Raw genomic sequence first — 23,417 nt, forward strand, 5'->3', positions numbered from 1 at the left:
CGGCAAGGGGCCCAGGGGAGCGGCCGGACTTCGGCCGGCTCAGAACTCGTAGTCGGCGATCACCCAGGTAGCGAACTCGCGCCACTGGGCGACGCCCGCCTGGTGCGCCGGGTGGTCGAGGTAGCGCTGCAGCGCGTCCTTGTCCTCGACGGCGGAGTTGATGGCGAAGTCGTACGCGATCGGCCGGTCGGTGATGTTCCAGTCGCACTCCCAGAACGTCAGCTCCGGGATCTGCGAACCGAGGGCACGGAAAGCCTCGACGCCCGCGACCACGCGCGGCTCGTCGCGCTGGACGCCGTCGTTGAGCTTGAAGAGGACCAGATGGCGGATCACGGCGGTACTCCCGGTAGTCCGGAGCCGTCCTAATTGACGAGCTCGGTCATGAACTGGCCGACGCCTTGAGCGGCGCTCGATATGCCCTCGAACCCTACCTGGACGAGGTCCGCCGCCCGGGCCGGGGACGTGATGATCGTGTACAGCACAAAGACCACGACCGCGTAGAGCGCGATCTTCTTCGCCTGCGCCATTCGTCCGCCCTCCCCTGGCCGAGCCTCCCGCGCCTCTCTGGCCGCGTAAGCCTAACCGAGTCTTTATGGACCAAGGGCCCGGGGATCGGGGCCTTTTGCCGCCCCCCGGAAGGGTGACGGACGAGCAGGATGGATGTCGAGCCCGGCGGATCTGGCAGGAATCCGCAGGGCATGGAACCGGCCCACACTGCGGGGTCCGCGCCGCGAGCTTCCCCCTGACTGCGGCGCAGGACTTGCGGGCCGGGTTCTCGTCGGGGGGAGCGGCTTGTCCCCCCGATGCCGCTCCCCCCGTCCAGACCTCCCGCAAGCCCCTTCGGGATCCCCTCCCTGGTCCTTTCCGCTCCCCGGCTCACTCCGCTGTCGCCCTCCGGCCCCCTCTCGTATCGCCGCTCCGGCACTCTCCCCGGTCGCCGCTCCGGCACCCTCCCCGGTCGCCGCTCCGGCACTCTCCCCGGTCGCCGCTCCGGCGCCCTCTCCGGTCGCCGCTCCGGCACTCTCCCCGGCCCGCCCCTCCGGCGCCCTCCCCGACCGCCACGGACGCCCGGCGCACCGCGCGGCGGCTGCTGGCGGACGGGAACGTGGTCCTGCCGCGGACCCTCACCGGCTTCCGTGTGGACGCCGGCACGGTGGCTTCGCCTCCGACGGCCGCACCCTCGCGAGCGCCGGCGAGGGCCGGGCCGTGCGGCTCTGGTCCACCGAGCCGGACGCCGCCGTCCGTTGGATCTGCCCGGCCGCGGGAAATGTCCTCACGCCGGCCCAATGGGCACGGTACGTCCCCGGATTGGCGTACGACCCGCCCTGCGGGAACCGGGGCTGAGCGCATGAAAAAACCTCCCCGATCCGCGTTTCCGCAGTTCGGGGAGGTTTCTCTGGCGGTAGCGGAGGGATTTGAACCCTCGGTGACTTGCGCCACACTCGCTTTCGAGGTCTGTTCCTGCTGCTCAGGGGGCCATTCAGGCTCGTTCAACCTCGTTCATCCTCGCCCTGTCGTCGCCCGAGTGAACCGGTCTGAACTGCTCCGGACGGGGGTGAATGAGACGGAAACTGAGCCGGAGGCCTGCCCGCTGACCTGCGCGTCTGCCCGCTAAAACGTCAGGGGCGTGACGCGTCCAAGGTCGCGATCACGGCGCCGGGGTCGCCGTCGTACAGCAGATGCGGTTCGTCAGCCTCCGGGGGGACGAACCGCGTGCGGTACCGCTGTAGGTCGCTCTCGGAGAAGTAGATCGAGTTCGGGTCATTGGCGTGGAACTCGTTGCGCCTGCTGACCCGAGCCCAGAGTTCGTCATGGCTCACCGCCAGGTAGACAAGGACAGGGGTCGCGCCTGCATCGGTGGCAATCTCTCGCCACTTCGCCCGGTCCTCCGGAGTCCAGAAGCCGTGGTCAACGACGACATCGTGACCCGCCTTGAGCTCTTCACGGAGTTCGACCGCCACGTCTTCCAGCACCGGCCGTTCGAGGGTCGGGAAGATACCCCGGGGGAAGTCCACCCCATAGACGCCATGCCGGCGGAACATCTCTTCGTCCGGGCACAGCCGCACGAACCCGCGAGCAGTGAGCGCGCGAGAGAGGGTGGTCTTGCCCGAGCCGGGAAGCCCGGCCATCAAGACGCAGAGCGGCGGTTGATCGAGCGTCACGAGACCTCCGATTCTGTGCGCCATGTCCGACCCGGTCCCCCAAGGTCGACGCCGTACTCCACGATGCTGCCCTCGCTGTCGACGAACTTTGCGGTCATTACGACCACGGGTTCCGCCGGCAAGTTGCCGGGCTCCAGCTCCAGGAGCCGGGCGTATTCGGGCGTCAGCAACGAGGCTGAGGCGGTGTCGATTCGGTGGCTGATCGGGTGGCCGGTCGCCTGGGCGATGAGCTGGAGGGAGGTTCCCCCTGTCAGTCGCTCACTCGTAGCCAGCTGAGGAATCAGCATGCCGTACCGGGCGGGGATCCACGACGTGCTGTGAGCCACGATGCCGTGCCGGTCCCTGTAGACACGGCTACGGCGGATGACGTCGGAGCCGGGCGGGATGTCCAGCGCTTGTGCCACTTCGGCGGGCGCGGGCACGACGGTGGCCTGATGCGAGTCGGACCGTTCGCCATCTCCCCAGCTAGACCCTGTGCGACGGCCCCGGTCCTGGCGCTGTGACCCCGAGGACATCGGAGCCGGCGCGTCCAAGACCTCAGTGCCGATGCCGTGGATGCCTCGGACAAGACCGTCGTTGCGCAGCTTGCGTAGCGCCTTCTCCGCCGTCGCGGTGCTGACCTTCCACTCTTCCGAGAGGTTCTTGATGCTCGGCAAGAGGGTCCCGGGCTGAAGCTGACCGGACGTAATCAGCTCCGTGTAGTGGGCGGCAATCCTCGCGTACGGCGCCCGATTGTCGGCCTGGCCTGCCATGTCGCTCACTCCCTGTCGGTGACTTCCCTGGGGTTCCCTAGCTTACCGCTTGACACCGCAGGGAACCCTAGGGAACCTTAGGGACGTGCCCGCCGGTCGGTTCAACGGCCAACGGGTGCGGGACCTCAATGCGCCCTGATCTAGGGGCCTTTCGAGGTCAAGGGGCCCGGGACAGAGCGGGCCGAGGGTCCCGGATCCCTGGTCAACCGGAGGGCGAGACCGAAAGGTCGCCGTCTCGCATGCCTAAGCCGGGAGCGCGCTCCCGAAGGCGAGACACGTACGACCAACCTCCGCAGCTCTGCTGCGGCCGGTTGTCTCCTCTGCCCGTCCGGACCCCATTGGTGCCGTACGGGCGGGGTTGAGGGGAGCCGGATGGTTCCAACGGCAAGAGGTCCCGGAGGGGCAACTCCGGGACCTCGTTCGGGCCGTTCCTGGATGAGAGGAACACACCCAATGAAGTCCATCGCTGCACCTCAGAGCCTCGTTACGACCCTCCCGGCCGAGTGGGAGCCGACGAACGCTGAGCTGGACGCGATCGAACGGGAGATGCCGCTGATCCTGGCGGAGGTCGACCTGCTCGACGTGGAGATCACCCTGCTGGATCGTCCGGTCACCGAGCTGGACGACCGGCGGTTGCGCCGGCACCGCAACCGGGTGCTGGCGGCCCGCCGGCACCTGGCCAACCGCGCCGGTCTGGTGCAGGCGGGCGGTGTCGCGTGAACCGCCTGACCTTCTGGGTGCTGCTCGCCCTGTGTGTCGCCGTGGAGGTACTGGGGCTGCTCATCGACCGCCGGGACATCCACTGTGCCGGGGCCGTCACCGCGCTAGGCGTGATCGCCGTCGCCCGGCTGCTCTACCTGGCACGCAAGGGCGGGGGCGGTGAGGAGTGAACAGGACCGGTAAGGCCCTGCTTGTCCTCGCGCTGGTCGCTGTGGTCGGCATGGCGTTCCGGGTGTCCTGGAACGCGCTGCGGGACGTGGCGACCGCCGTCGGCGCGGACAAGACGGGAGCGACTCTCTACCCGTTCGTGGTCGACGGCCTCATGGCCCTGGCGCTGGTCGCCACGCTGGTGCTGACCGATCGGGCGGACAAGCGGTTCGCGCTGCGGGTGCTCGCCGCATACACGGTCGCCTCGCTCGTGCTGAACTTCGTGCACGGTCTGGTGCCGGAGTTGCACGGTCGATCGGTCGACTGGACGCGGCTGGCCGAGTGGGATGCGGTCAACTGGCTGCTGGTTCTGCTCGCCACGTCGCTGCCGGTCGGGTCGATCTACTTCGGCTCCGATCTGGTCGCCAAGGTGCTGCACCACCGATCGATCGAACCCGTAAATGCGGAGGAATCGACCCAGACCGACACGGAACGGTCTACCCCTGACCTCGTGGAACCCGCCCCGGGGCCGGTCGCGGCCCTGGTCGAGCACGTGGCCGAGGATCGGGCCGAAGGGGTCGATTCCTCGGCCGAGACGCAGCCGTTCGAGCGGGTCACGGTGCAGGCGGTCGCGGCCGAGCAGTCGACCCCGCGCCGGGCGACCGGTCGGGTCCCGGACGTTGCCCGATCGACCCGCCCTCGGCGCACGGCCGAGGAACTTCTGATCGAGGCGCGGCAGGTGACCCAGTCGTGGCCGGTCGATCAGTTGACCGCCGAGGGCATCCGTAAGGCCCTGCGTACGTCTCCGGACAAGGCGCGCATGCTCCGCGAGACCTTGCGGGCCGAACGCGCCGCGCTGGCGCCTGAGCCGGTCGGGGCCGGGGCGTGAGCCGCCTCCCGGTCTACCGGTGGCGGCTCGCCCCGGAGGGGTTGGCGACTTTCCGGCAGCTTCGGGCGATGGGGCTGCGGCCGGGCGGTTCGCCGGTCGTGGCCCAGCTCGAACGCCCCCGCCGGCGGCGCGGGCCGCTGGTCGCCTACCTGTACCGGGTCGACCTGGCCCTGCCGGTCCGGCCGATGACCCCGGCGAAGCGGGCCGCTCTGGAGCGTGCGAACGCCGCCCGCCGGGTGTGCCCGGAGTGCGGCCGGGACGCCGGATACCGGATCCCGCCCTCGCTCGGCATGTGCACCCCGTGCGCCTACCCCGAGCACGGCCTGAGCGCTGTGTGCGGCTAGCTCAGCAGCACACTCAGGACGAACCCGAAGAACTGGCGGACGCGGTACTTCAACCGGTGCCAGTTGCCGCAGAAGCGTCTCGGTGTCCACCACCGGCGCTGTTCGAGCAGCCGCCCGCAGGCCTTGCACGGCAGCGGGTCCACCTCGATCTCTATAACCCCCATGCCGCGACTGTAGCGGCCACCTACCAGGGAGAACCCATGGAATCCCTGCCCGAGCCGGTCCGGGTTGTACAGCTCCCGGACGGCACCTACACCTACGCCGACCAGCTTCCCGCGACGTTCCAGCCGACACAGGTGGTCCATCAGCACATCCACCAGGCCCCGCCCGACCGCACGGTCCAGCGGATCGCGCTTGGCTCCGGCATCGGTGCCGGCGCGGTCGCGGCCGGGGTCTACTTCGGTCCGCTGCTGGTCGGCGCGTTTACCGCGATCGCCGCGAACCTGGCCCTGCTCGCGTTCCTTGCCGTCGCCCTCGCGTGGGGTGTGCACACGGTGGTGAAGTCGATCGGCGGGCCGGACGGCATGGCTGCCGCCAAGACCCTGGCCAAGAGCCGCAGGTCTCTGCGCCGTCGCTGACGGCTGCCCGATCCGCCCGCGCGCTTGTGCGGGCGGTGAGGGGAGTCGGGACAGCCCCGGCCCCAGAGAGGGACCTGTCGTGGCCAGCAAGAAGAGCGAGCAGCCGGACCCGAACTACCCCAAGCTCACCGCCGGCGAGCACGCGCAGATCGCCTGGAACGTCGCCCGCATGGCCAAGCGCTGCCTGGCCGGCGAGAACGCCGACCGCTCCGACCTGGAGCGCAACGTCGACCGCATCCTCGACCGCGCCCACAAGCGCGAGCAGAAGAACGCCAAGTAGCGGTGCCCCGGGGCGGCCGACAGCCGCCAAGCATCACCGGCCGCCCCGGGCCCTGCCCTCCACTCTTCCGAGCAGCAGCAGGAGACCAGCATGACCGAGAACGTCGTCCCCCTGTTCAAGCCCGTCCCCGAACAGCCCACGGAGCCGACCGTCCCGCTCACGGTCGTGCCGGAGCCCGCCCCGACCCGGCCGGTACGGGTGTGGAAGCGCACCGGTCGCGCCGTCGCCCGTGCCGCCCGCCACGAGCGCACCAAGACCGCCGGCCGCGTGGCCGTCCGGCACACCTCCTACGTCCTCGGCGGCACCCGGATCGTGGTCCGCCGCGCGTGGGACGGACGCACCGGCGCCCGCTACGAACGCCTGCTGCGTGCGGCGGAAGCCGCGGGGAACTACCAGGCCGCCGGAGAGTGGGAAGAGCGGCTGCACCGCTTCCGCTCGGAGCGGCACAAGCGCCGCATGGACCTGATCACCGCCCCCGAACGGATCGTGAAGGGCGCAGCGTTCGGTGTCGGCGGGAGCATAGGAGCGCTGATCCTGATCGGTATCGCCCTGGCCATCGCCAACGGCGAGATCGCCGACGTGGTCACCCCGCTCATGGCCGTCATCAAGCTCATCAGCCTGCTCGTCGTCATCGTCCAGGTCGTGTGGGGCCCGGCGATGGTCATCGGGCCGTGGCTCGCCCTGGCGGGCGTGTGGGCGGTCGGCCGCAAGCGCGGCGCCGCCCCGCAGTGGGCCCTGCCGACCGGCAAGGGCGGTGACGATGCCGGGGCACCGATCACCCCGTCCATCGTGGTCACCGCGCTCCGCGACCTGGGTGTGGCTCCGCTCGCGCGGGCCATCAAGGAAATGGGCGACGCCGGCGCGGCGATGCTCGGCCCGATCCGGATCGCCGGATGCGGCGTCGAGGTCGACGTCACCCTGCCCTCCGGGGTCTCCACCCTGGAGGTGCAAAACCGGCGCCGCAAACTCGCCGAGAACCTCTCCCGCCACGAGCACGAAGTGTTCATCACCATCCCCACCGCCGCCCGCACCGTGCGGCTGTGGATCGCGGACTCCGGCGCGCTGGACGAGCCGATCGGCCCGTCCCCGCTGGTCACCGACGAGACCATGACCGCCAACTACAAGACCGGCAAGGCCCCGTGGGGTCAGGACCTGCGCGGCGACGCGGCCATGCTCAGCCTGTTCCAGCGGATGCTGCTGATCACGGGTCTGTCGAACCAGGGCAAGACCGCTGCCCTGCGCGCGCTCGCCCTGTGGCTCGCGCTCGACAAGAGCGTGGAGTTCCGCATCGCCGACCTCAAGGGCGTGGGCGACTGGGGCATGTTCGACGGCCTGGCCACCGTCCTCATCCAGGGCCCGACCGACGACCACGTCATCGACGCCACCGAGATGGTGGAAGGCCTGGTGGAGGAGATGGAGCGCCGCATCCAGGCCCCGCCCGGCACGACGTTCGACCCGCTGATCGGCATCGTGGACGAAGCGCAGGTCGCGTTCATGTGCCCGGCCGTCGACGACAACAAGCGCCCCTACGGCGGGTCGAAGGCCACGTCCCGGTACTTCATGGCCGCACGGAAGATTCACAACCAGGGCCGGGCTGTGGACGTGCTGCTGTGGGAGGGCACGCAGGACCCGACCGACCAGAACCTGCCCAAGCTCGTCCGCGAGGGCGCCCACACCCGCATCTCCCTCGCCCTCGGTACCGAGTCGCAGGCCCGCATGGCCCTCGGGGACAAGGCCGTCGACGGCGGCGCCGCCCCGCACCTGCTCCGCCAGGGACTCGACAAAGGGACGGTCGTCGTCGCCTCCGACGGCATCCAGATTCCCGCCGGCCAGGCCTCCATCACCGTCCGAACCCACTACATCGACACCGACACCGCCGCCGCCATCGCGGAGCGGGCCAAGGCCATGCGCGAGGGCGTCACCACCCTGACCGCCGTCGAGCAGCCGGCCACCGTCGTCGACCCGCTCGCCGACATCGCCGACATCCTCGGCGACAAGCCCCGGATGCTCACGCAGGAAGTCCTCCAGCGGCTCGCCCAGAAGAACCCCGGCGAGTACCGCGAGTGGACATTCGCCGACCTCCGCCAGGTCCTCGAAGCGGCCGACGCGGCCCCCCGCAAGTCCGACGGCCGCATGGTCGTCGACAGCCTCCGCGTCGCCAACGCGCTCGCTCAGCGTGACACCGAGGACTCCGACAGCGCCGACTGGTGACAGGGAGGCGTCAGGGAGGCAGGGAGAACTCCCTAACCGCCTCCCTAACCCGCCTCCCTGGCACTGACCAGCACAGACACCCATCCAGGGAGGCAGGGAAGCACCCCAGGCCAGCGGCCCGAAACCCCATCCACAGGGCCGTTCCGGGCCAGGCCTGCCTCCCTCCCTGCCCACAATCATCGATCACGAGGAGTTACATGCTGCGCCTGCGCTTGCGCGTCACCAACTGCCCCGGCAGGACCCTGACCCTCACCGACACGCCCCGCCCCGACTGCCTGGACTGCCAGGGCGAGGGCGGCCACTACCGGCACTACGGCGACTACGACACCGGCGAGTACGCCGGCACCGAGTGGGACCCGTGCCCCTGCTGGGACGTGGGCCGCTCGTGGGTCCTGCTCCCGCTCCCGCGCCGCCGTCCGCGCGGCGGCTACAGCGATGAGCCGCCGTTCTAGCAACGCCAAGGGCGGCCCGCGTCTCGCCAAAGCCTCGGGCCGCCCGGCACTCCGTCAGTTCCTCAACAGACCTGTGGAGGTCTCCAGCATGACCCAACCCGCCCCCATCCGGCGAGAGTCCGATGGGTTACCGCTCATCGATCTGCCCGGGCTCGACCTGCTCGCGCACGCCGTCGCGGCGGCTGAGCGCGGGTGGCACGTGTTCCCGCTCCGCCCCCGGGACAAGCGGCCCGCCGGCCACTCGACGGCCCGCTGCCCCGGCACCGGCCGGTGCGCGAACGGCCACCGCACCCCCGAGCAGCGCGCCACCACCGACCCGGACCTGCTCGCCGCCGCGTGGACGCACGCCCCGTACAACATCGGGATCGCCACGGGCCCGTCTGGACTGCTCGTGGTGGACCTGGACACGGTCAAAGACGGAGAGCAGGAAGGAACGCCTGACGGCGTGACTACCTTTGAGGCGCTCTGCGAGCGCGCCGGGCACGCCGTCCCCACCACCTACCGGGTGCGGACCGCACGCGGCGGGATGCACCTGTACTTCACCCAACCCGCCGGGGCCCGGCTCGGCTCAACCGCCGGACGGGTCGGCAGCCACATCGACACCCGAGGGTGGGGTGGATACGTCGTCGCCCCCGGCAGCCAGACCCCAGACGGCGCCTACACCGTCCTCGACAGCATCGCCCCCATCCCCCTGCCCGGATGGCTCGCAGAAGCGCTCGCCGACCGTCCCAAGCCCGTACGAGCCGCCGCCCCGGCGCCCGCGCTCACCAGCGGCGCCCGCGTCGCCTCGGTGGCGCTGGAGCGGGAGACCGCCGCCGTGCAGAGCGCCACCGAGGGTGGCAGGAACGCCCAGTTGCTGACGTCCGTGAGGGCCGTGGGGCGGTTCGTCGCGTGGGGAGACATCCCCCGGCACGTGGCCGAGGAGGCTTTTCAGGTAGCGGGAGAGGCGGCGGGACTGCCGCCGGCCGAGTGCCGCGCCACGATCCGCAGCGCGCTCGACTGGTCCCTGCGCACCGTCCGACCGAGGCAGGCCGCCGCATGAGCCGCCCCGAATCCCCCCTCCTGAAAAGCCCTCCCGTGACCGCTGACCGGGCCGAGGACGCCGAGCAGCCGTCGCAGCGGCCGGTGGTGGGCGACCCGAAGGGCGTCGCCGAAGGCGTCCTGTCTAGCTCTGACCCGCAGAAGACCGATCACACCAAGCCCGCTCCTGCTCGGAGGGACCGTCCCATGCGCGAGACCATCGACGGCGCTGCCCTGCTCGCTGAAGTTGAGGCGTTTCACCGCCGGTTCAACGTCTTCCCCACCGAGGGCGCCTACGTCGCCGTGGCGCTGTGGGACGCTCACGCGCACCTGATCGACTCCTTCGACTCCACGCCCCGGATCGCGTTCCTCTCCCCGGAACCCGGGTCGGGCAAGTCCCGGGCGCTGGAGATCATGGAAACCCTGGTGCCCAACAGCATGGCCGCTGTGGACGCCTCCGCCTCCGCCCTGTTCCGCGCCGTGTCCGGGGTGGAGGGGGAACGGCCCACGATCATCTTCGACGAGATCGACACGGTGTTCGGACCGAAGGCAGGGGAGAACGAACAGCTCCGTGGGTTCCTGAACGCTGGACACCGCCGGGGGCGGCTCATGTACCGGTGCGTCGGGGACGGCTCCAACCAGACCGTGCAGGGCTTCCCCTCGTACTGCGCGGTGGCCGTCGCTGGTCTTGGCTCTCTGCCGGACACGATCCTGACCCGCTCGGTCATCATCCGAATGCGGCGCCGGGCCAGGAACGAGTTCGTCGAGCCCTATCGGATCGGTGACCACGAGAAGCAGGGGCACGCCATCAGGGACCGGCTCGCCAAGTGGGCCGATCAGGTCCGCGACCGGGTGGGCGGCGCCCGGCCTGTCATGCCCGACGGAGTCACCGACCGGCCGGCCGACGTGTGGGAGCCCCTGCTTGCCATCGCCGACGCAGCCGGGGGCGACTGGCCCGAGCGAGCCCGCGCCGCATGCGCGGAGCTGGTCAAGGCATCCCAGACCAACGACAAGGGATCGCTCGGCATCCGGCTGCTTACCGACCTGCGCGACCACGTCCTCATCGGCGTGGACAAGCTGCCCACCATCTCCATCCTCGACCGGCTCAACGCCCTGGAGGACGCCCCGTGGGCCGACCTCCACGGCAAGCCGCTCGACAACCGCCGCCTGTCCAAGATGCTCAGCGAGTACATGACCGGCGACAACGAGCCCATCGCCTCCCGCAACATCCGCACCGCCGGCGGCGTCCTCAAGGGCTACTTCGCCAAGGACCTCCACGACGCCTGGACGCGCTACTGCCCGCCCCCAGCCCCGCCCCAGGACAGCGCTACATCCGCTACGCCGCTACAGCCCAGCTCAGACCCCCTCTTCGCGTAGCGGCAACTCCCGGTGTAGCGGCTACACCGCCACACCAAGGCCGCCCCGCCGAGGGCCGCCTGAAGCGGGTGTAGCCGCTACACCCAACCTTCCCGCTACACAAAACACGCCGCTGACCTGCGATGTAGCGGCGTAGCGGATGTAGCGGACTTCCAGGAGGGGGCCGAAAGCCCCCAACCACTACGCCAAAGGAGCACGCATGGACGCGGCCCTTTCCGAAGTGACCGTTGACTCCACGCTCGTCCTGCTCACCGTCGAGGAGGCCGCCCGCCGACTCCGCGTCGGTCGCACCACCTGCTTTCGCCTCATCCGGACCGGAAAGCTTGAGTCCCTGATGGTCGGCGGACTCCGACGCGTTCCCGCTGACGCCCCCGCCGCCTACGTCGCCCGACTCCGTACGGAGCAGCACGCGGCCTGACCGCGCACCCTCACCGGAGCGCCACCCCTCCCAGGGGCGGCGCTCCGGGCCTTTTCCACCCACCTCACCTGAAGGAGTCCGCCAGTGGCGGAAGAGAAGAAGCGCACCCGTCAGCCCAACGGCCGCAGCTCGATCTATCAGGGCAACGACGGCAAGTGGCACGGACGCGTGACGGTCGGCATTCGTGACGACGGCAAGCCTGACCGTCGGCATGTCGAGCGCAAGACTCGCGCCGAAGTGACGGCTGCTGTGCGCGAGCTGGAGAAGCAGCGTGACAGTGGCTCGATGCGCAAGGCGGGCCGGGTCTGGACGGTAAAGACGTGGCTGACTCACTGGGTCGACACCATCGCCCCGCTCGCCGTCAACGAGAACACGATGGTGGGCTACGGCGTGGCGGTCAGGACGCACCTGATTCCCGCGCTGGGCGCTCACCGGCTCGACAAGCTCGGGCCCGAGCACATCGAGCGCTTCTACGGACGGATGCAGGCGGACGGCCGCCGCGCCGGCACGATCCACCAGATCCACCGCACGTTCCGCACGGCGCTCAATGAGGCGGTCCGGCGCGGCCATCTCGCGCGCAACCCGGTGCAGCTCGCCAAGGCGCCCCGAGTGAGCGAAGAGGAGATCGAGCCCTACACCGTCGAGGAGGTGAAGCGGCTTCTACGGGCCGCCGAGGACCGCCGCAACTCCGCTCGCTGGGCCGTCGCCCTCGCGCTCGGCCTCCGGCAGGGGGAGGCACTGGGGTTGAAGTGGACGGATGTGGACACCGAACGCGGAGTGCTGATGGTGCGTCGGAGCCGCCGTCGGCCGCGCTACGCCCACGGGTGCGGTGACACCTGCGGCCGGAAGGCGGGTTACTGCCCGCAGCGTCAGCGCACGAACCCCGAGACGGCCGACACGAAGTCGCGAGCCGGGCGCCGGGCGGTCGGTCTGCCCGCACAGCTCGTGGACCTGCTGAGGGCCCACCAGGTGAAGCAGGACGCCGAACGGGCTAAGGCGGGGGACAAGTGGGCCGACGAGGGGTGGCTGTTCGCCACGCCGGACGGGCGCGGCACCCCGCCCAGGACCGACTACGACGACTGGAAGGAACTGCTGACTGACGCGAAGGTCCGGGACGGGCGCCTGCATGATGCACGGCACACGGCGGCAACGGTCCTGCTGATCCTCGGAGTCTCCGAGCGCGCCGTGATGGGGCTGATGGGGTGGTCCACCACGGCCATGGCCGCGCGGTATCAGCACATGGTCGACACGGTGCGGACGGACGTGGCCCGGCAGGTCGACGGGCTCATCTGGCAGCCGGATGTGGCCGGGTCCGGTGAGGACGACGGCGGGGCCGCCGGGGCGCTCGTACCTGCCAACTGAGACGGAAACTGAGACGGAGACGAGAGAAGGGCCCGGTTCTGAGAACCGGGCCCTTCATCTACCAGCGGTAGCGGAGGGATTTGAACCCTCGGTGACTTGCGCCACACTCGCTTTCGAGGCGAGCTCCTTCGGCCGCTCGGACACGCTACCGAGAGAGAGCTTAGCCCAAAGGTGCCCGTGGACTGAAATCCGTATCCCTTCGCAGGTCGGAAGGCGGGTCGGCAGGCCCCGAAGCGGCAGGTCAGCGGTCCCGGAAGAAGCGGGTCAGCTGCGCCGAGCAGTCCGCCTCCAGGACCCCGTGGACGACCTCGGGCCGGTGGTTGAGCCTGCGGTCGCGGACCAGGTCCCAGAGCGAGCCGGTGGCGCCCGCCTTCTCGTCCCAGGCGCCGAACACCACCCGTTCGACCCGCGCCTGGACGAGGGCGCCCGCGCACATCACGCACGGCTCCAGGGTCACGACGAGCGTGCAGCCGGTCAGCCGCCAGTCGCCGGTCGCCGCCGCGGCCCGCCGCAGGGCGAGGACCTCGGCGTGGGCGGTCGGGTCGCCGACGGCCTCGCGTTCGTTGTGGCCGACGGCGAGGACCGTGCCGTCCGGGGAGAGCACGACCGCGCCGACCGGTACGTCACCGGCCGACGCGGCCAGGTCGGCCTCGGCGAGGGCGAGCCGCATCGGGTCCCGCCAGGGGTCCCGCACGGGATCCGCGCCCGCGACCGGGCCGGGTGTGGCGAGGGGCGGCACTAGCGAACGGTCTCCAGGATGTGCGAGGCGCCGATCGCGTCCGCGACCTCGCCGAGGGCGTCGTCGGTGATGGCGAGGAGCTGCTTCTCGGGCAGGCCGAGGTCGGCCAGGATCCGGGTCTCGCCGAGCGGGCCGGCCGGCGCGATGCCGGCGCCGGTCGCCGTGTCGTCGTCCTCGTCGTGCTCCGGTTCACCGTCCTCCGTGCCGTCCAGGTCGGTCAGTTCGTCGAGCTGGTCGTCCTGGTCGTCGTCGCCGAGGAGTTCGGAGGTGAGGATCTCCCCGTACGAGGAGCGAGCCGCGGCGGCCGCGTTCGAGACGAAGACCCGGGGGTCGTCCTCGCCGTCGACGCGGACGATGCCGAACCACGCGTCCTCCTGCTCGATGAAGACGATCACCGTTTCCCCGTCGTCACTGGCGGACTCGCGGGCCAGATCGGCCAGGTCCGCCAGCGTCTCCACGTTGTCGAGCTCTGTATCGCTCGCTTCCCACCCGTCTTCGGTGCGCGCGAGCAGTGCGGCGAAGTACACCTGACTCTCCCACTGATCAGAGGTGTGATGATCCGGCGGCGACGCTCCTGATGCCCCGCCCAATCGGCATCGTGACAGAAACCTCGGCCTCAGGAGAGGTCTTCGGCTCTTGCGTCGTGCATCAGTCTGAACGACGCCCGGATCGGGCGGGCGCGCGACCCCGGCGCACGGAGGGGGCGCATGACCGGCCCGGACGGCCGGGCGAACGGCCCGGGCCCTTCAGCCCCGCGGCCTCCACGCCCGGACCACGGAAGGACCCGCGGCCGGTCCCGTCGGCGTTCATCACCAGAGGGATACGCGACCGGTCCCGTCGGCGTTCATCACTGGAGGGATACGCGATCGGTCCCGTCGGCGTTCATCACTGGAGGGATACGCGATCGGTCCCGTCGACGCTCATCACTGGAGGGATCCGCGACCGGTCCCGTCGACGCTCACCAGCGGAAGGTCCGCATCCGCATCGCCTGGCGCATCCGGGCGGCCCGGGCGCGCCGCGGCTGCACGCGGTCGCGCAGCGCCTTGGCCTCGTTCAGCTCGCGCAGGAACTGCGCGCGGCGTCTGCGACGCTCCGCGTCGGTCTCCTGGCGGGGCTCCTCCTCGGGAGCGTCCGCGCCGGGCTTGCCGTGCAGGTCGGGCATGGGCCACACCACCCCGTGACTGGGTCCCTGTGTCCCCACCTTCCCTCGCTGGCGTGGGTTGACGCCAGTCCCGGCTACTGTTGGGGCATGCGTCTCCACGTCGTCGATCACCCGCTGGTCGCCCACAAGCTCACCACGCTGCGCGACAAGCGCACGGACTCCCCGACCTTCCGCCGGCTGGCCGACGAGCTGGTCACCCTGCTCGCCTACGAGGCGACCAGGGACGTGCGCACCGAGCAGGTCGACATCGAGACCCCCGTCACGCCGACGACCGGCGTGAAGCTGTCGTACCCGCGGCCGCTGGTGGTCCCGATCCTGCGCGCCGGTCTGGGCATGCTCGACGGCATGGTGCGGCTGCTCCCCACCGCCGAGGTCGGCTTCCTGGGCATGATCCGCAACGAGGAGACGCTGGAGGCGTCGACGTACGCGACGCGGATGCCGGAGGACCTGTCCGGCCGCCAGGTGTACGTCCTCGACCCGATGCTCGCGACCGGCGGCACGCTGGTGGCGGCGATCCAGGAGCTGATCAAGCGCGGCGCGGACGACGTGACCGCCGTCGTGCTGCTGGCCGCCCCGGAGGGCGTCGAGGTCATGGAGCGCGAGCTGGCGGGCACGCCGGTGACCGTCGTGACGGCCTCGGTCGACGAGCGGCTGAACGAGAGCGGCTACATCGTGCCGGGCCTCGGCGACGCGGGCGACCGCATGTACGGCGCGGCGGAGTAGTCCTCCCCGGCCGTACCGTTCGTACGCGGGTTCAGCAGCGGCCCGGCACCGGCGGCTTCGGCTTGTTGAGCGCCACGAGCGCCGCGTCCGCCGCCGCCTTCGGGTCGAGCGTCTTGAAAGCCGTACCGATGATCAGGTCGACGTCCGCCGTGGTGCGGGCGTCGACCTTCGTCGTCGCGCCCTTCAGCTGGGTTCCGACGACGGAGAAGGTGCCCTTGGAGGCGCCGGGCGAGCCGAGCAGCAGTCCGGTGCCGGGGACCTTCTTGTCGTAGGCGGCGGGCGCGTTGCCCACCTTGCCGATGACGAAGCCGCGCTTCTTCAGCTCGTCCGCGGTCGACTTGGCGAGCCCGCTGCGCGGGGTCGCGTTGTAGACGTTGACCGTGATCTGGGCGGGCTTGGGCAGCGTGGCCGCGGCGGGCTGCGCGGTCGCCTTGGGCGCGGGCTTGCAGTCGGGTTTGCCGGCGGCCGTGGTGGTCTTCTCCCCGCCGCCGGAGAAGACGTCGATCAGCTGCAGCGTTCCCCAGCCGGCCGCTCCCAGTACGAGCACGGCGGCCGCGGCCCCGAGGACGATCCTGCGCCGACGACGGGGGCGGCGCATGCGCGGGTAGACGTCCCCCGTGATGCGGTACTTTCCGCCCATTCCGGGGGGAGTGAGCATGCTCATGAACGCAGCGTAATGCCGCCCGTGGAGGATGCCTACTGGATGATCATGTGATCGCGTCCGGATGGGCGTGAAGAGGCCCCGAAAGGATCAGCCGGACGGGGTGGTCGGCCGGGCGGACGCGGTCGGCCGGGCGGACCGTCGGCGCGGCCGGGCCGACGGGGAGGTGGGCTCGCCGAATGGGGCCACGGCTGGGCAGGGCAGACGGGCGGGCCGTCGGCCAGGTGGGGTCGCCGAGCGGGGCCTCGGCCGGGCATGGGCGCCGGGTGGGCCGTCGGCCAGGTGGGTGGCCGGGCGGGTGGGTCGCCGGGCAGGGCCGTACGAGGGGCCTGCCCGCTCAGTCCAGTTCCAGGACGCGGGCGTGCAGCACCTGGCGCTGCTGGAGCGCGGCCCGGACCGCGCGGTGCAGTCCGTCCTCCAGATAGAGATCGCCCTGCCACTTCACGACGTGCGCGAAGAGGTCGCCGTAGAAGGTGGAGTCCTCGGCGAGCAGCGTCTCCAGGTCCAGCTGGCCCTTGGTGGTCACCAGCTGATCGAGGCGGACCGGGCGCGGTGCCACGTCCGCCCACTGCCGGGTGCTTTCCCGGCCGTGGTCGGGATACGGCCGGCCGTTTCCGATGCGCTTGAAGATCACACGGAAAGCCTACCGGGCAAGCGGCTCCCGGCGCAGCCACGCGGGGCCGGTGCGATGCTGGGGCGAACCGTGCGAAAACGTGACAGGGGTCTGCGATGAGTGCCACCGAGCAGCCGTGGGCGGAGATCGCCGCCGGGTACGCCTTCGACGGAGCGGCACTCGATCTGGGGGCTCTGCTCTGGGACGGGGAATGTCACCCGGACGCGCAGGTCCGCATCCCGCTGCCGATGCTCAACCGGCACGGTCTGGTCGCGGGCGCGACCGGCACCGGGAAGACCAAGACGCTCCAGCTGATCGCCGAACAGCTCTCGGCCCACGGCGTGCCGGTGTTCCTGGCCGACATCAAGGGCGACGTCTCCGGCATCTCCGCGCCGGGACAGGACGGCGAGAAGGTGCGGGAGCGGGCCGGACAGGTCGGCCAGGAGTGGTCGGCGACCGGCTTCCCGTGCGAGTTCTACGGGCTCGGCGGCGGCGGTACGGGCGCCGGCAGCGGCCCTGGTAGCGGCTCCGGCGCCGGCAGCGGCCCCGGCACGGGCAGCGGTCCCGGCACCGGTCCCGGCGCCGGGATCCCCGTCCGGGCCACGGTGACCGGCTTCGGTCCGCTGCTCCTGTCGAAGGTGCTGCAGCTGAACCGGACCCAGGAGCAGTCGCTCGGCCTGATCTTCCACTACGCCGACGCCAAGGGCCTCGAGCTCGTCGACCTGAAGGACCTGCGGGCGGTGGTCGCCTTCCTCGTGTCCGACCTCGGCAGGCCCGAACTGAAGGACATCGGAGGCCTGTCGACGGTGACGGCCGGGGTGATCCTGCGGGCGATCACGGCCTTCGAGCAGCAGGGCGGGGGCGGGTTCTTCGGGGAGCCGGAGTTCGAAACGAGCGAGTTCCTGCGCACCGCCGCCGACGGCCGCGGCGTGGTCTCCGTACTGGAGCTGCCGGCCGTGCAGGACAAGCCGCAGCTGTTCTCGACCTTCCTGATGTGGCTGCTCGCCGACCTGTACGGCGAGCTGCCGGAGGTCGGCGACCTCGACCAGCCGAAGCTGGTCTTCTTCTTCGACGAGGCGCACCTGCTGTTCAACGGGGCCTCGAAGGCCTTCCTGGAGGCGATCACGCAGACGGTGCGGCTGATCCGCTCCAAGGGCGTCGGGGTGTTCTTCGTGACGCAGACGCCTAAGGACGTGCCCGCCGACGTGCTCGCCCAGCTCGGCAACCGGGTCCAGCACGCGCTGCGGGCGTTCACGCCGGACGACGCGAAGGCGCTGAAGGCGACCGTACGGACCTTCCCGAACTCGGCGTACGACCTGGAGGAGGTGCTGACCGGGCTCGGCACGGGCGAGGCGGTGATCACGGTCCTCAGCGAGAAGGGCGCCCCGACCCCGGTGGCGGCGACCCGGCTGCGGGCGCCGCGGTCGCTGATGGGCCCGATCCCGGCGGAGGACCTGGCGGCGGCGGTGAAGGGTTCGCCGCTGTACGGGCGGTACGCGGAGGCGGTGGACCGCGAGTCGGCGTACGAGAAGCTGACCGCCGAGCAGCGGGCGGCGGAGGCGGCGGCGGAGCGGGCCGCGGCGGAGGCGGCGGCGGAGAAGGAGCGAGCGAAGGCTCCTCAGCGGCAGAGCCGGCAGAAGGAGGAGCCCTCGCTCACCGAACAGGTCGTGGGAAGCGGCCTGTTCACGTCGCTCGCCCGGTCGATCGGCACCCAGCTGGGCCGGGAGATCTCCCGGTCGATCTTCGGAACGGCGCGCCGGAGGCGGTGACCGCCGGAGGGGGACCTTCGGGAGGTGACCTTCGGGAGGTGACCTTCGGGAGGTGGCTGACGGCCGGTGACCTTCGGCCGGTGACCTTCGGCCGGTGACCTTCGGCCGGTGGCTGTCGGCCGGTGGCCGTCGGGCGGGATTACTCGGTGACCTCGTGGTGGTCCTCGTGCAGGCCGCCGCCGCTGCCCGCGTCGCCCGTGGTCGGGACGAACGGGACCGGCTTCTTCAGGGAGCTGAGGTCGTGGGCGTAGGTGCCGACGGCGTTGGCGATGACGTCGATGTTGACGTCGAACGCGGTCATGTCGACGTTGTTGATGTCGTCGCCCGGGGCGTGGTAGTTCACGTCGTAGGCGACGCCCGCCTCGCCGCCGAACTTGGCGGCCTGGGCGGCGGTCTTGATGCCCTCGGCGCCGGTGAAGGTGCCGCCGGAGGGGATGCCGACCTCGATGAACGGCCCGTAGTCGGAGCGGCCGGTGAAGTCGGTGCCCTCGTGCGGGGCGCCGCGCCGGTCGAGGAAGTCGTTGATGTCGCGCTCCAGCTGGGCGGAGCCCTCGGGGCCGGCCTCCGCGCCGACGCCGTCGGAGTCGTCGCCGTCGTAGACGAAGAGTCCGTAGTTCGGCGAGGCGATCATGTCGAAGTTGAGGTAGAGCTTGATCTCCTTCCGGTCGAGGGAGCTCATGGTGGCCACGTAGTGGTCGGAGCCGACGAGGCCCACCTCCTCGGCGGACCACCAGGCGAAGCGGATCTTGTTGCGGACCTTGTCCTGGGTCTTGGCGAGCTCCAGGGCGGTCTGGAGGAGTCCGGCGGAGCCGGAGCCGTTGTCGTTGATGCCGGGGCCGGCGGTGACGGAGTCGAGGTGGGAGCCGAGCATCACGGTGTTGGCGGCGTTGCCGCCCCTGGTCTCCGCGAGGACGTTGTTGGTGGAACGCCTCTCGATGAGCTGGCGGATCTCGAAGTCGAGGTTCACCGGGCCCTTGGCGAGATCGGCGGCGAGCTTCTCGCCCTCGGCCTTCGAGATGCCGCCGGTCGGGATCCGGCCGTTGGCCGGGTCGCTGAGGGTGCCGGAGAGGATGCCGTCGACGTTGTTGTAGACGATCGCGCCGACCGCGCCGGCGTCGGCCGCCTGCTGCTGCTTGACGGCGAAGGCACAGCCGCCGCGCTTGATGAGCGCGATCTTGCCGGTGAAGGCGCCGGAGGCGTAGTCGCCCGGCTCGCAGCCGGTGGTGCCGTCGGCGTCGACCGGGACGGCCGCGAGCCCGGCCTTGATGCCGCCGGTCGGCGTGGACTTCGAGTAGGTCATCGCCCGGATCGGCAGGTCGCGCGGGGCGGGGGAGAGGACGGCGGCCTTCTCGGCGAGCGTCTGCGTGTACCAGAAGTCGAACTTCTGGTACCTGACGTCGTAACCGGCCTTCTTGAGCCGGCTGTACACGTAGGCGGCCGAGGCGTCGTGGCCGAGGGTGCCGGCCGCGCGGTTGCCGCCGGCCGAGTCCGCTATCGCCTGGAACTTCTGCAGGTGCTCGAAGGCGTCCGCCGCGGTCGTCTCGCGGACCAGCTTCTTCGCGAGCCTGGCGGCGTCGCGGGCCTCCGCGGCTCCGGGTTCGGGCGTGGCGGTGGCGGGCGCGGCGAGCATCAGCGGGGTGGCGAGCGCGGCGACGGCCAGAACGGCGGCTGCTCTGCGCTGGGGTGCGTTCACAGAAGTCCTTCCCGGTACGTACGAGGTAGAGGGGAAGTTAGCGATCGCCGGGGGATGCTGTGAACACATCTCACACAATTCCTGTCAGGTGGAACAGGATTGACATCGGGAATTATCAATTCCCGGTATTTTTGGTGCTTTTGGCGGATCCGGAAACAGAACCGGAGCCGGAGCCGGATCCGGCTCCGGAGGCCTTGGCGGCCTTGGCCGCGGCCTTCATCTCCTGCTTGTGGGCGCGGACCTTCGCCAGGGACTCGGGGCCGGTGATGTCGGCCGCCGAGCGGTAGCAGTCCTTCTCGCCGTACGCGCCCGCCGCCTCCCGCCAGCCCTCGGGCCCGACGCCGTACTGCTTGCCGAGCAGGGCGAGGAAGATCTGCGCCTTCTGCTTGCCGAAGCCGGGCAGCGCCTCCAGGCGGTCGAGCAGCTCCTTGCCGCTCGCCGCGTCCCGCCAGACCGCCTCCGCGTCGCCCCCGTACTCGTCGACCAGGAAGCGGCACAGCTGCTGGATGCGCTTGGCCATGGAGCCCGGGTAGCGGTGCACGGCCGGTTTCTCGGAGAGCAGCGCGGCGAAGGCCTCCGGGTCCCGGGCGGCGATCTCGTGCGCGTCGAGGCCGTCGTGGCCCATGCGGGTGGCGATGGTGTACGGGCCGGAGAAGGCCCATTCCATCGGCACCTGCTGGTCGAGCAGCATGCCGACGAGCGCGGCGAGCGGGGAGCGGCCGAGGAGCTCGTCGGCTTCCGGCTGCTGGGCGAGGTGGATGGCGGGGCTCATCTTCCGATCGGCCATGTTCCGATCATCCCGCCGGGGCGGGACGGCCGCCCGGTGACTCACCCTTTCGCGGGGCCGGCCCCGCGCGGGACCGGCCCTTCGCGGCTCACGCCTTGGAGAAGCGTTCGAGTGCACCCATGACGAGACGGCGGGTCTCGTCGCCGCCCAGGTGTCCGGCGCCCTCCACCACGTGGAGTTCGGCGTCCGGCCAGGCCCTGACCAGCTCCCAGGCGGTGACGAGCGGCCCGCCCATGTCGAACCGGCCGTGCACGAGGAAGCCCGGAATGCCGGCCAGTCGGTCCGCGTCCCTGATCAGGGCGCCCTCCTCCAGGAAGGCGCCCTGCGAGAAGTAGTGCGCGCAGATCCGCACGAGGGCCAGCTGGGCGGTGTCGACCCGGTCGGAGTACGGGGTGCCCTGGCCCTCCCCGGACAGGACGGCGTCCTCCCAGGCACACCAGTCGGCGGCGGCCTTCTCCCGTACGGCGGCGTCGGGGTGGCCCATCCGGGCCGCATAGGCGCCGAGCAGGTCCGGGGCCCCGTCCACGCCGTCCCGGAAGCGCTCGTGGGCCTCGGGGAAGAAGCGCCCGACGCCCTCGTACAGCCAGGCCGTCTCGGAGCGTCGGGTGGTCGTCACGGCCGCGATGACGATCTCGGTGACCCGGGCCGGGTGCGCCTCCGCGTAGGCCAGGATCAGCGTGGAGCCCCAGGAGCCGCCGTACAGCAGCCAGCGGTCGATCCCCAGGTGCTCGCGGAGCCGTTCCATGTCGGCGACGAGGTGGGCGGTGGTGTTCACGGCCATGTCGGCGGCCGGGTCGCTCGCGTGCGGGGTGGAGCGTCCGCAGCCGCGCTGGTCGAACTGGACGATCCGGTAGTGCTCCGGGTCGAAGAGCCGACGGGACTGCGGCGAGGAGCCGGAGCCCGGGCCGCCGTGGACGACGAGCGCGGGCTTGCCGTCGGGGTTTCCGGCGACGGACCAGTGGACGTGGTTGCCGTCGCCGACGTCGAGCATGCCTTCGTCGTACGGAGCGATCTCGGGGAATCTCTCAAGGCGCATCCGGCCGACGCTACCGGTTGCCGGTCACCCGTGCCGCCGGGTTTTCGCACCACTCCAGGACCGAGGGCCAGGGCCCGTAGCCGCCGTGCTCGGGGTTGAGGTGCCCGCCCCCTGCGACGTGGTCCGGGTCGAGCCCGAGCGGCACGCCGTAGTGCACGTCGGCACCCTCGGGGCAGTACGGGTCCCCGTCCCCGTACACGAGCCGCGCCCGCACGCCGCCCGGGGCGAGGCCGCGGCCGAGGTCGAGGCCGTCGGCGAAGCCGGCGATCTCCGGGATCGACGCGGTGACCTGCGGCGAAGGCGGCGCCACGAGCAGCACCCGGTCGGCCTCGGGCGCCCGCCCGGCGGCGACCGCCCGCAGCCACAGCAGTACGGAGAGGCTGTGCGCGATCACGACGAACTCCCCGTCCTCCCCCTGCTTCCCGTGCTCCCCCCGCTTCCCGTGCTCCCCCCGCTTTCCGTGCTCCTCCAGAGCGGCGAGCCAGTCCTCCAGGACGGGCGCGTCCGCCTCGGGCAGCTGCGGATACCGCACCTCGTGCCCACGCTTCCGCAGCTCCCCGGCGAGCCAGTACTGCCAGTGGCCGGGCGGACGGTGGTTCTGGAAGCCGTGGAGTATCAGATAGGTGGTCATGACAGTGATCGTGGGGCCTGGCGCCGGGCCGGTCCAGGGTGGTTCCGAGGAGTGGACGGCTCGGGGCGGCGTCAGCTCGGCGCGGGGCCGTTCAGGCTGAGCAACTGCCGTATCCCGGCCTTCAGTTCCTCGGCCGAAAGTCGCTGCTCCTGAGAGAGGTGGTGCACGAGGCTGGGGGAGAACGGTGCCAGGAGGAGGTGGGCGAGGAGCGGGGCGTTCGCGGTGGGGCGGGTGTGGGAGACGAGGAGGGTGAGGTGGGTGTGCATCGCGAGGTACGCGCCGCTGGTGTAGCGCGCGCTGGGGGCCGCGCTCTGTGCGGCGAGGAGGATCTCGCGCTGCTCGACCACGCGGTCGACGAGTGCGTCCAGGAAGGCGTCGAGCCGTTGCGCGGCGGGCGCGCCGGGGCCGAGCGGCGGCGGGCCGCTCATGTACGCCTCCTGGAACTGCCGTTCCCGGTCGTCGAGCAGCGCCCACAGCAGCTGCGAGACGTCGCCGAAGCGCCGGTAGACCGTGCCGACGCCGATGCCGCTGGCGTGGGCTACCTGGTTCATGGTGACGGCCTCGGGGCCCTGCTCGGCGACGATCCGGGCGGCGGCGTCGAGGATCTTGCGCCGGTTGCGGGCGGCGTCGGCGCGCTCGGGGGCGGGGCCGCCGACGGTCGGCAGGAGGTTGAGCAGCGGCGCGGAGGCGGCGGACGCGGCGGACGCGAGCCGGGCCGCCCCGGGCGCGGACTTCGCCGCTGCCGGCCCGCTGCTTTCGGCCGGCCTTCTCGTCGTGCTCATCCGTCGCTCCCTGCCTTTCCTGCGCGTCCCCCTCGCGTGTCGGTCCCTGACCTGAGCATACTCGCCCCTCTTGCGAAGCGGATAGATGTCCGCTTAGCCTGGAGACGTT

Annotated in this window: 29 protein-coding genes and 1 tRNA gene; 14 read left to right on the forward strand and 16 right to left on the reverse strand. The window is 71.1% G+C overall.

Features of this window, described 5'->3' with window-relative positions:
* Window positions 1-39 precede the first annotated feature (39 nt).
* From ACFY8W_RS19780 to ACFY8W_RS19795, 4 genes are all read right to left on the reverse strand, one after another.
* On the reverse strand, window positions 40-333 hold the full coding sequence (locus tag ACFY8W_RS19780) for a Dabb family protein (protein WP_391106532.1): 294 nt from the start codon (window positions 331-333) through the stop codon (window positions 40-42).
* Window positions 334-362: 29 nt separating this feature from the next.
* A complete protein-coding gene (locus tag ACFY8W_RS19785) occupies window positions 363-527 on the reverse strand; it encodes a hypothetical protein (protein ID WP_164986384.1) in 165 nt (54 codons plus the stop codon).
* Between the two features lie 1,092 nt (window positions 528-1,619).
* Window positions 1,620-2,129, reverse strand: coding sequence for an AAA family ATPase (locus ACFY8W_RS19790; RefSeq protein ID WP_391106907.1), 510 nt, complete (start codon window positions 2,127-2,129; stop codon window positions 1,620-1,622).
* A gap of 29 nt (window positions 2,130-2,158) precedes the next feature.
* The gene (locus ACFY8W_RS19795; protein ID WP_391106535.1) at window positions 2,159-2,914 is read right to left on the reverse strand and encodes a UTRA domain-containing protein; all 756 of its coding nucleotides are present in this window, start codon (window positions 2,912-2,914) and stop codon (window positions 2,159-2,161) included.
* Between the two features lie 453 nt (window positions 2,915-3,367).
* Here ACFY8W_RS19795 and ACFY8W_RS19800 point away from each other — a divergent pair, with 453 nt between their 5' ends.
* From ACFY8W_RS19800 to ACFY8W_RS19815, 4 genes are read left to right on the forward strand one after another with little or no spacing between them, the layout of a single operon-like run.
* Entirely contained in the window at window positions 3,368-3,634 is a 267-nt protein-coding gene (locus ACFY8W_RS19800) for a DUF6284 family protein (protein ID WP_391106538.1), read from the forward strand.
* Window positions 3,631-3,804 carry a hypothetical protein gene (locus ACFY8W_RS19805; RefSeq protein WP_391106541.1) on the forward strand — a complete coding sequence of 58 codons (174 nt, stop codon included), beginning with the start codon at window positions 3,631-3,633 and terminating at the stop codon, window positions 3,802-3,804. Before ACFY8W_RS19800 ends, ACFY8W_RS19805 begins: the two co-directional genes overlap by 4 nt.
* Window positions 3,801-4,670, forward strand: a complete 870-nt coding sequence (locus ACFY8W_RS19810) for a DUF2637 domain-containing protein (RefSeq protein ID WP_391106544.1) — start codon at window positions 3,801-3,803, stop codon at window positions 4,668-4,670. Before ACFY8W_RS19805 ends, ACFY8W_RS19810 begins: the two co-directional genes overlap by 4 nt.
* On the forward strand, window positions 4,667-5,014 hold the full coding sequence (locus ACFY8W_RS19815) for an RRQRL motif-containing zinc-binding protein (protein WP_391106547.1): 348 nt from the start codon (window positions 4,667-4,669) through the stop codon (window positions 5,012-5,014). Before ACFY8W_RS19810 ends, ACFY8W_RS19815 begins: the two co-directional genes overlap by 4 nt.
* Here ACFY8W_RS19815 and ACFY8W_RS19820 read toward each other — a convergent pair.
* Window positions 5,011-5,178 (reverse strand): hypothetical protein, encoded by a 168-nt coding sequence (locus ACFY8W_RS19820; protein ID WP_391106550.1) that lies wholly within the window; start codon window positions 5,176-5,178, stop codon window positions 5,011-5,013. The genes ACFY8W_RS19815 and ACFY8W_RS19820 overlap by 4 nt on opposite strands.
* Window positions 5,179-5,214: 36 nt before the next feature.
* Between ACFY8W_RS19820 and ACFY8W_RS19825 the strand changes: the two genes are divergently transcribed.
* From ACFY8W_RS19825 to ACFY8W_RS19860, 8 genes are all read left to right on the forward strand, one after another.
* On the forward strand, window positions 5,215-5,592 hold the full coding sequence (locus ACFY8W_RS19825) for a DUF6251 family protein (protein ID WP_391106553.1): 378 nt from the start codon (window positions 5,215-5,217) through the stop codon (window positions 5,590-5,592).
* A gap of 79 nt (window positions 5,593-5,671) precedes the next feature.
* Complete coding sequence (locus tag ACFY8W_RS19830; protein ID WP_391106556.1) at window positions 5,672-5,872, forward strand: DUF6257 family protein; 201 nt, start codon at window positions 5,672-5,674, stop codon at window positions 5,870-5,872.
* 90 nt (window positions 5,873-5,962) lie between these two features.
* Entirely contained in the window at window positions 5,963-8,083 is a 2,121-nt protein-coding gene (locus tag ACFY8W_RS19835; protein WP_391106559.1) for an FtsK/SpoIIIE domain-containing protein, read from the forward strand.
* A 197-nt stretch (window positions 8,084-8,280) separates the two neighbouring features.
* Window positions 8,281-8,535, forward strand: coding sequence for a hypothetical protein (locus tag ACFY8W_RS19840; protein ID WP_391106562.1), 255 nt, complete (start codon window positions 8,281-8,283; stop codon window positions 8,533-8,535).
* A gap of 88 nt (window positions 8,536-8,623) precedes the next feature.
* Window positions 8,624-9,577: a bifunctional DNA primase/polymerase gene (locus tag ACFY8W_RS19845; protein WP_391106565.1), complete on the forward strand. Its 954-nt coding sequence runs from the start codon at window positions 8,624-8,626 to the stop codon at window positions 9,575-9,577.
* Between the two features lie 185 nt (window positions 9,578-9,762).
* Window positions 9,763-10,932 (forward strand): DUF3631 domain-containing protein, encoded by a 1,170-nt coding sequence (locus ACFY8W_RS19850; RefSeq protein ID WP_391106910.1) that lies wholly within the window; start codon window positions 9,763-9,765, stop codon window positions 10,930-10,932.
* 199 nt (window positions 10,933-11,131) lie between these two features.
* Window positions 11,132-11,350 carry an excisionase family DNA-binding protein gene (locus tag ACFY8W_RS19855; RefSeq protein ID WP_391106568.1) on the forward strand — a complete coding sequence of 73 codons (219 nt, stop codon included), beginning with the start codon at window positions 11,132-11,134 and terminating at the stop codon, window positions 11,348-11,350.
* A gap of 84 nt (window positions 11,351-11,434) precedes the next feature.
* Window positions 11,435-12,712: a tyrosine-type recombinase/integrase gene (locus ACFY8W_RS19860; protein WP_391106571.1), complete on the forward strand. Its 1,278-nt coding sequence runs from the start codon at window positions 11,435-11,437 to the stop codon at window positions 12,710-12,712.
* Window positions 12,713-12,777: 65 nt separating this feature from the next.
* Here ACFY8W_RS19860 and ACFY8W_RS19865 read toward each other — a convergent pair.
* The 4 genes from ACFY8W_RS19865 to ACFY8W_RS19880 all read right to left on the reverse strand — a co-directional run bounded on the left by ACFY8W_RS19865 (window position 12,778) and on the right by ACFY8W_RS19880 (window position 14,613).
* Window positions 12,778-12,862 (reverse strand) — tRNA-Ser (locus tag ACFY8W_RS19865).
* Between the two features lie 91 nt (window positions 12,863-12,953).
* Window positions 12,954-13,382, reverse strand: a complete 429-nt coding sequence (gene tadA / locus ACFY8W_RS19870; RefSeq protein ID WP_391106913.1) for a tRNA adenosine(34) deaminase TadA — start codon at window positions 13,380-13,382, stop codon at window positions 12,954-12,956.
* A gap of 68 nt (window positions 13,383-13,450) precedes the next feature.
* Window positions 13,451-13,978 carry a hypothetical protein gene (locus tag ACFY8W_RS19875; RefSeq protein ID WP_391106573.1) on the reverse strand — a complete coding sequence of 176 codons (528 nt, stop codon included), beginning with the start codon at window positions 13,976-13,978 and terminating at the stop codon, window positions 13,451-13,453.
* Window positions 13,979-14,409: 431 nt separating this feature from the next.
* Window positions 14,410-14,613: a hypothetical protein gene (locus ACFY8W_RS19880; RefSeq protein WP_391106576.1), complete on the reverse strand. Its 204-nt coding sequence runs from the start codon at window positions 14,611-14,613 to the stop codon at window positions 14,410-14,412.
* 87 nt (window positions 14,614-14,700) lie between these two features.
* Here ACFY8W_RS19880 and upp point away from each other — a divergent pair, with 87 nt between their 5' ends.
* Complete coding sequence (upp, locus tag ACFY8W_RS19885; RefSeq protein ID WP_365344194.1) at window positions 14,701-15,336, forward strand: uracil phosphoribosyltransferase; 636 nt, start codon at window positions 14,701-14,703, stop codon at window positions 15,334-15,336.
* Between the two features lie 31 nt (window positions 15,337-15,367).
* Here upp and ACFY8W_RS19890 read toward each other — a convergent pair whose 3' ends face one another.
* The gene (locus ACFY8W_RS19890; RefSeq protein WP_391106579.1) at window positions 15,368-16,000 is read right to left on the reverse strand and encodes a LytR C-terminal domain-containing protein; all 633 of its coding nucleotides are present in this window, start codon (window positions 15,998-16,000) and stop codon (window positions 15,368-15,370) included.
* A 334-nt stretch (window positions 16,001-16,334) separates the two neighbouring features.
* Window positions 16,335-16,631 (reverse strand): type II toxin-antitoxin system VapB family antitoxin, encoded by a 297-nt coding sequence (locus tag ACFY8W_RS19895; RefSeq protein ID WP_003999914.1) that lies wholly within the window; start codon window positions 16,629-16,631, stop codon window positions 16,335-16,337.
* 95 nt (window positions 16,632-16,726) lie between these two features.
* Between ACFY8W_RS19895 and ACFY8W_RS19900 the strand changes: the two genes are divergently transcribed.
* Window positions 16,727-18,379 (forward strand): helicase HerA-like domain-containing protein, encoded by a 1,653-nt coding sequence (locus ACFY8W_RS19900; RefSeq protein WP_391106581.1) that lies wholly within the window; start codon window positions 16,727-16,729, stop codon window positions 18,377-18,379.
* Window positions 18,380-18,518: 139 nt separating this feature from the next.
* Here the strand turns inward: ACFY8W_RS19900 and ACFY8W_RS19905 are convergent, their stop codons facing one another.
* The 5 genes from ACFY8W_RS19905 to ACFY8W_RS19925 form a co-directional block, all read right to left on the reverse strand.
* Entirely contained in the window at window positions 18,519-20,072 is a 1,554-nt protein-coding gene (locus ACFY8W_RS19905) for a M28 family peptidase (protein ID WP_391106583.1), read from the reverse strand.
* A 115-nt stretch (window positions 20,073-20,187) separates the two neighbouring features.
* The gene (locus ACFY8W_RS19910; RefSeq protein WP_391106916.1) at window positions 20,188-20,844 is read right to left on the reverse strand and encodes an HhH-GPD-type base excision DNA repair protein; all 657 of its coding nucleotides are present in this window, start codon (window positions 20,842-20,844) and stop codon (window positions 20,188-20,190) included.
* A gap of 103 nt (window positions 20,845-20,947) precedes the next feature.
* Complete coding sequence (pip, locus tag ACFY8W_RS19915; RefSeq protein ID WP_391106585.1) at window positions 20,948-21,895, reverse strand: prolyl aminopeptidase; 948 nt, start codon at window positions 21,893-21,895, stop codon at window positions 20,948-20,950.
* A 10-nt stretch (window positions 21,896-21,905) separates the two neighbouring features.
* The gene (locus ACFY8W_RS19920; protein ID WP_391106588.1) at window positions 21,906-22,526 is read right to left on the reverse strand and encodes an alpha/beta hydrolase; all 621 of its coding nucleotides are present in this window, start codon (window positions 22,524-22,526) and stop codon (window positions 21,906-21,908) included.
* Window positions 22,527-22,597: 71 nt separating this feature from the next.
* Window positions 22,598-23,308, reverse strand: coding sequence for a TetR family transcriptional regulator (locus tag ACFY8W_RS19925; protein ID WP_391106591.1), 711 nt, complete (start codon window positions 23,306-23,308; stop codon window positions 22,598-22,600).
* Between the last annotated feature and the right edge of the window lie 109 nt (window positions 23,309-23,417).

This window comes from Streptomyces sp. NPDC012637, assembly GCF_042954805.1.
Classification (GTDB): Bacteria; Actinomycetota; Actinomycetes; order Streptomycetales; family Streptomycetaceae; genus Streptomyces.

What these genes read in the sequence shown, in the direction of transcription:
- pip (WP_391106585.1), bottom strand. Translation starts at nt 21,895, where the DNA reads ATGCGCCTTGAGAGATTCCCCGAGATCGCTCCGTACGACGAAGGCATG.
- tadA (WP_391106913.1), bottom strand. Translation starts at nt 13,382, where the DNA reads ATGCGGCTCGCCCTCGCCGAGGCCGACCTGGCCGCGTCGGCCGGTGAC.
- ACFY8W_RS19825 (WP_391106553.1), top strand. Translation starts at nt 5,215, where the DNA reads ATGGAATCCCTGCCCGAGCCGGTCCGGGTTGTACAGCTCCCGGACGGC.
- upp (WP_365344194.1), top strand. Translation starts at nt 14,701, where the DNA reads ATGCGTCTCCACGTCGTCGATCACCCGCTGGTCGCCCACAAGCTCACC.
- ACFY8W_RS19910 (WP_391106916.1), bottom strand. Translation starts at nt 20,844, where the DNA reads ATGAGCCCCGCCATCCACCTCGCCCAGCAGCCGGAAGCCGACGAGCTC.
- ACFY8W_RS19925 (WP_391106591.1), bottom strand. Translation starts at nt 23,308, where the DNA reads ATGAGCACGACGAGAAGGCCGGCCGAAAGCAGCGGGCCGGCAGCGGCG.
- ACFY8W_RS19890 (WP_391106579.1), bottom strand. Translation starts at nt 16,000, where the DNA reads ATGAGCATGCTCACTCCCCCCGGAATGGGCGGAAAGTACCGCATCACG.
- ACFY8W_RS19880 (WP_391106576.1), bottom strand. Translation starts at nt 14,613, where the DNA reads ATGCCCGACCTGCACGGCAAGCCCGGCGCGGACGCTCCCGAGGAGGAG.
- ACFY8W_RS19850 (WP_391106910.1), top strand. Translation starts at nt 9,763, where the DNA reads ATGCGCGAGACCATCGACGGCGCTGCCCTGCTCGCTGAAGTTGAGGCG.
- ACFY8W_RS19920 (WP_391106588.1), bottom strand. Translation starts at nt 22,526, where the DNA reads ATGACCACCTATCTGATACTCCACGGCTTCCAGAACCACCGTCCGCCC.
- ACFY8W_RS19835 (WP_391106559.1), top strand. Translation starts at nt 5,963, where the DNA reads ATGACCGAGAACGTCGTCCCCCTGTTCAAGCCCGTCCCCGAACAGCCC.
- ACFY8W_RS19795 (WP_391106535.1), bottom strand. Translation starts at nt 2,914, where the DNA reads ATGGCAGGCCAGGCCGACAATCGGGCGCCGTACGCGAGGATTGCCGCC.
- ACFY8W_RS19900 (WP_391106581.1), top strand. Translation starts at nt 16,727, where the DNA reads ATGAGTGCCACCGAGCAGCCGTGGGCGGAGATCGCCGCCGGGTACGCC.
- ACFY8W_RS19790 (WP_391106907.1), bottom strand. Translation starts at nt 2,129, where the DNA reads ATGGCCGGGCTTCCCGGCTCGGGCAAGACCACCCTCTCTCGCGCGCTC.
- ACFY8W_RS19820 (WP_391106550.1), bottom strand. Translation starts at nt 5,178, where the DNA reads ATGGGGGTTATAGAGATCGAGGTGGACCCGCTGCCGTGCAAGGCCTGC.
- ACFY8W_RS19855 (WP_391106568.1), top strand. Translation starts at nt 11,132, where the DNA reads ATGGACGCGGCCCTTTCCGAAGTGACCGTTGACTCCACGCTCGTCCTG.
- ACFY8W_RS19840 (WP_391106562.1), top strand. Translation starts at nt 8,281, where the DNA reads ATGCTGCGCCTGCGCTTGCGCGTCACCAACTGCCCCGGCAGGACCCTG.
- ACFY8W_RS19800 (WP_391106538.1), top strand. Translation starts at nt 3,368, where the DNA reads ATGAAGTCCATCGCTGCACCTCAGAGCCTCGTTACGACCCTCCCGGCC.
- ACFY8W_RS19845 (WP_391106565.1), top strand. Translation starts at nt 8,624, where the DNA reads ATGACCCAACCCGCCCCCATCCGGCGAGAGTCCGATGGGTTACCGCTC.
- ACFY8W_RS19785 (WP_164986384.1), bottom strand. Translation starts at nt 527, where the DNA reads ATGGCGCAGGCGAAGAAGATCGCGCTCTACGCGGTCGTGGTCTTTGTG.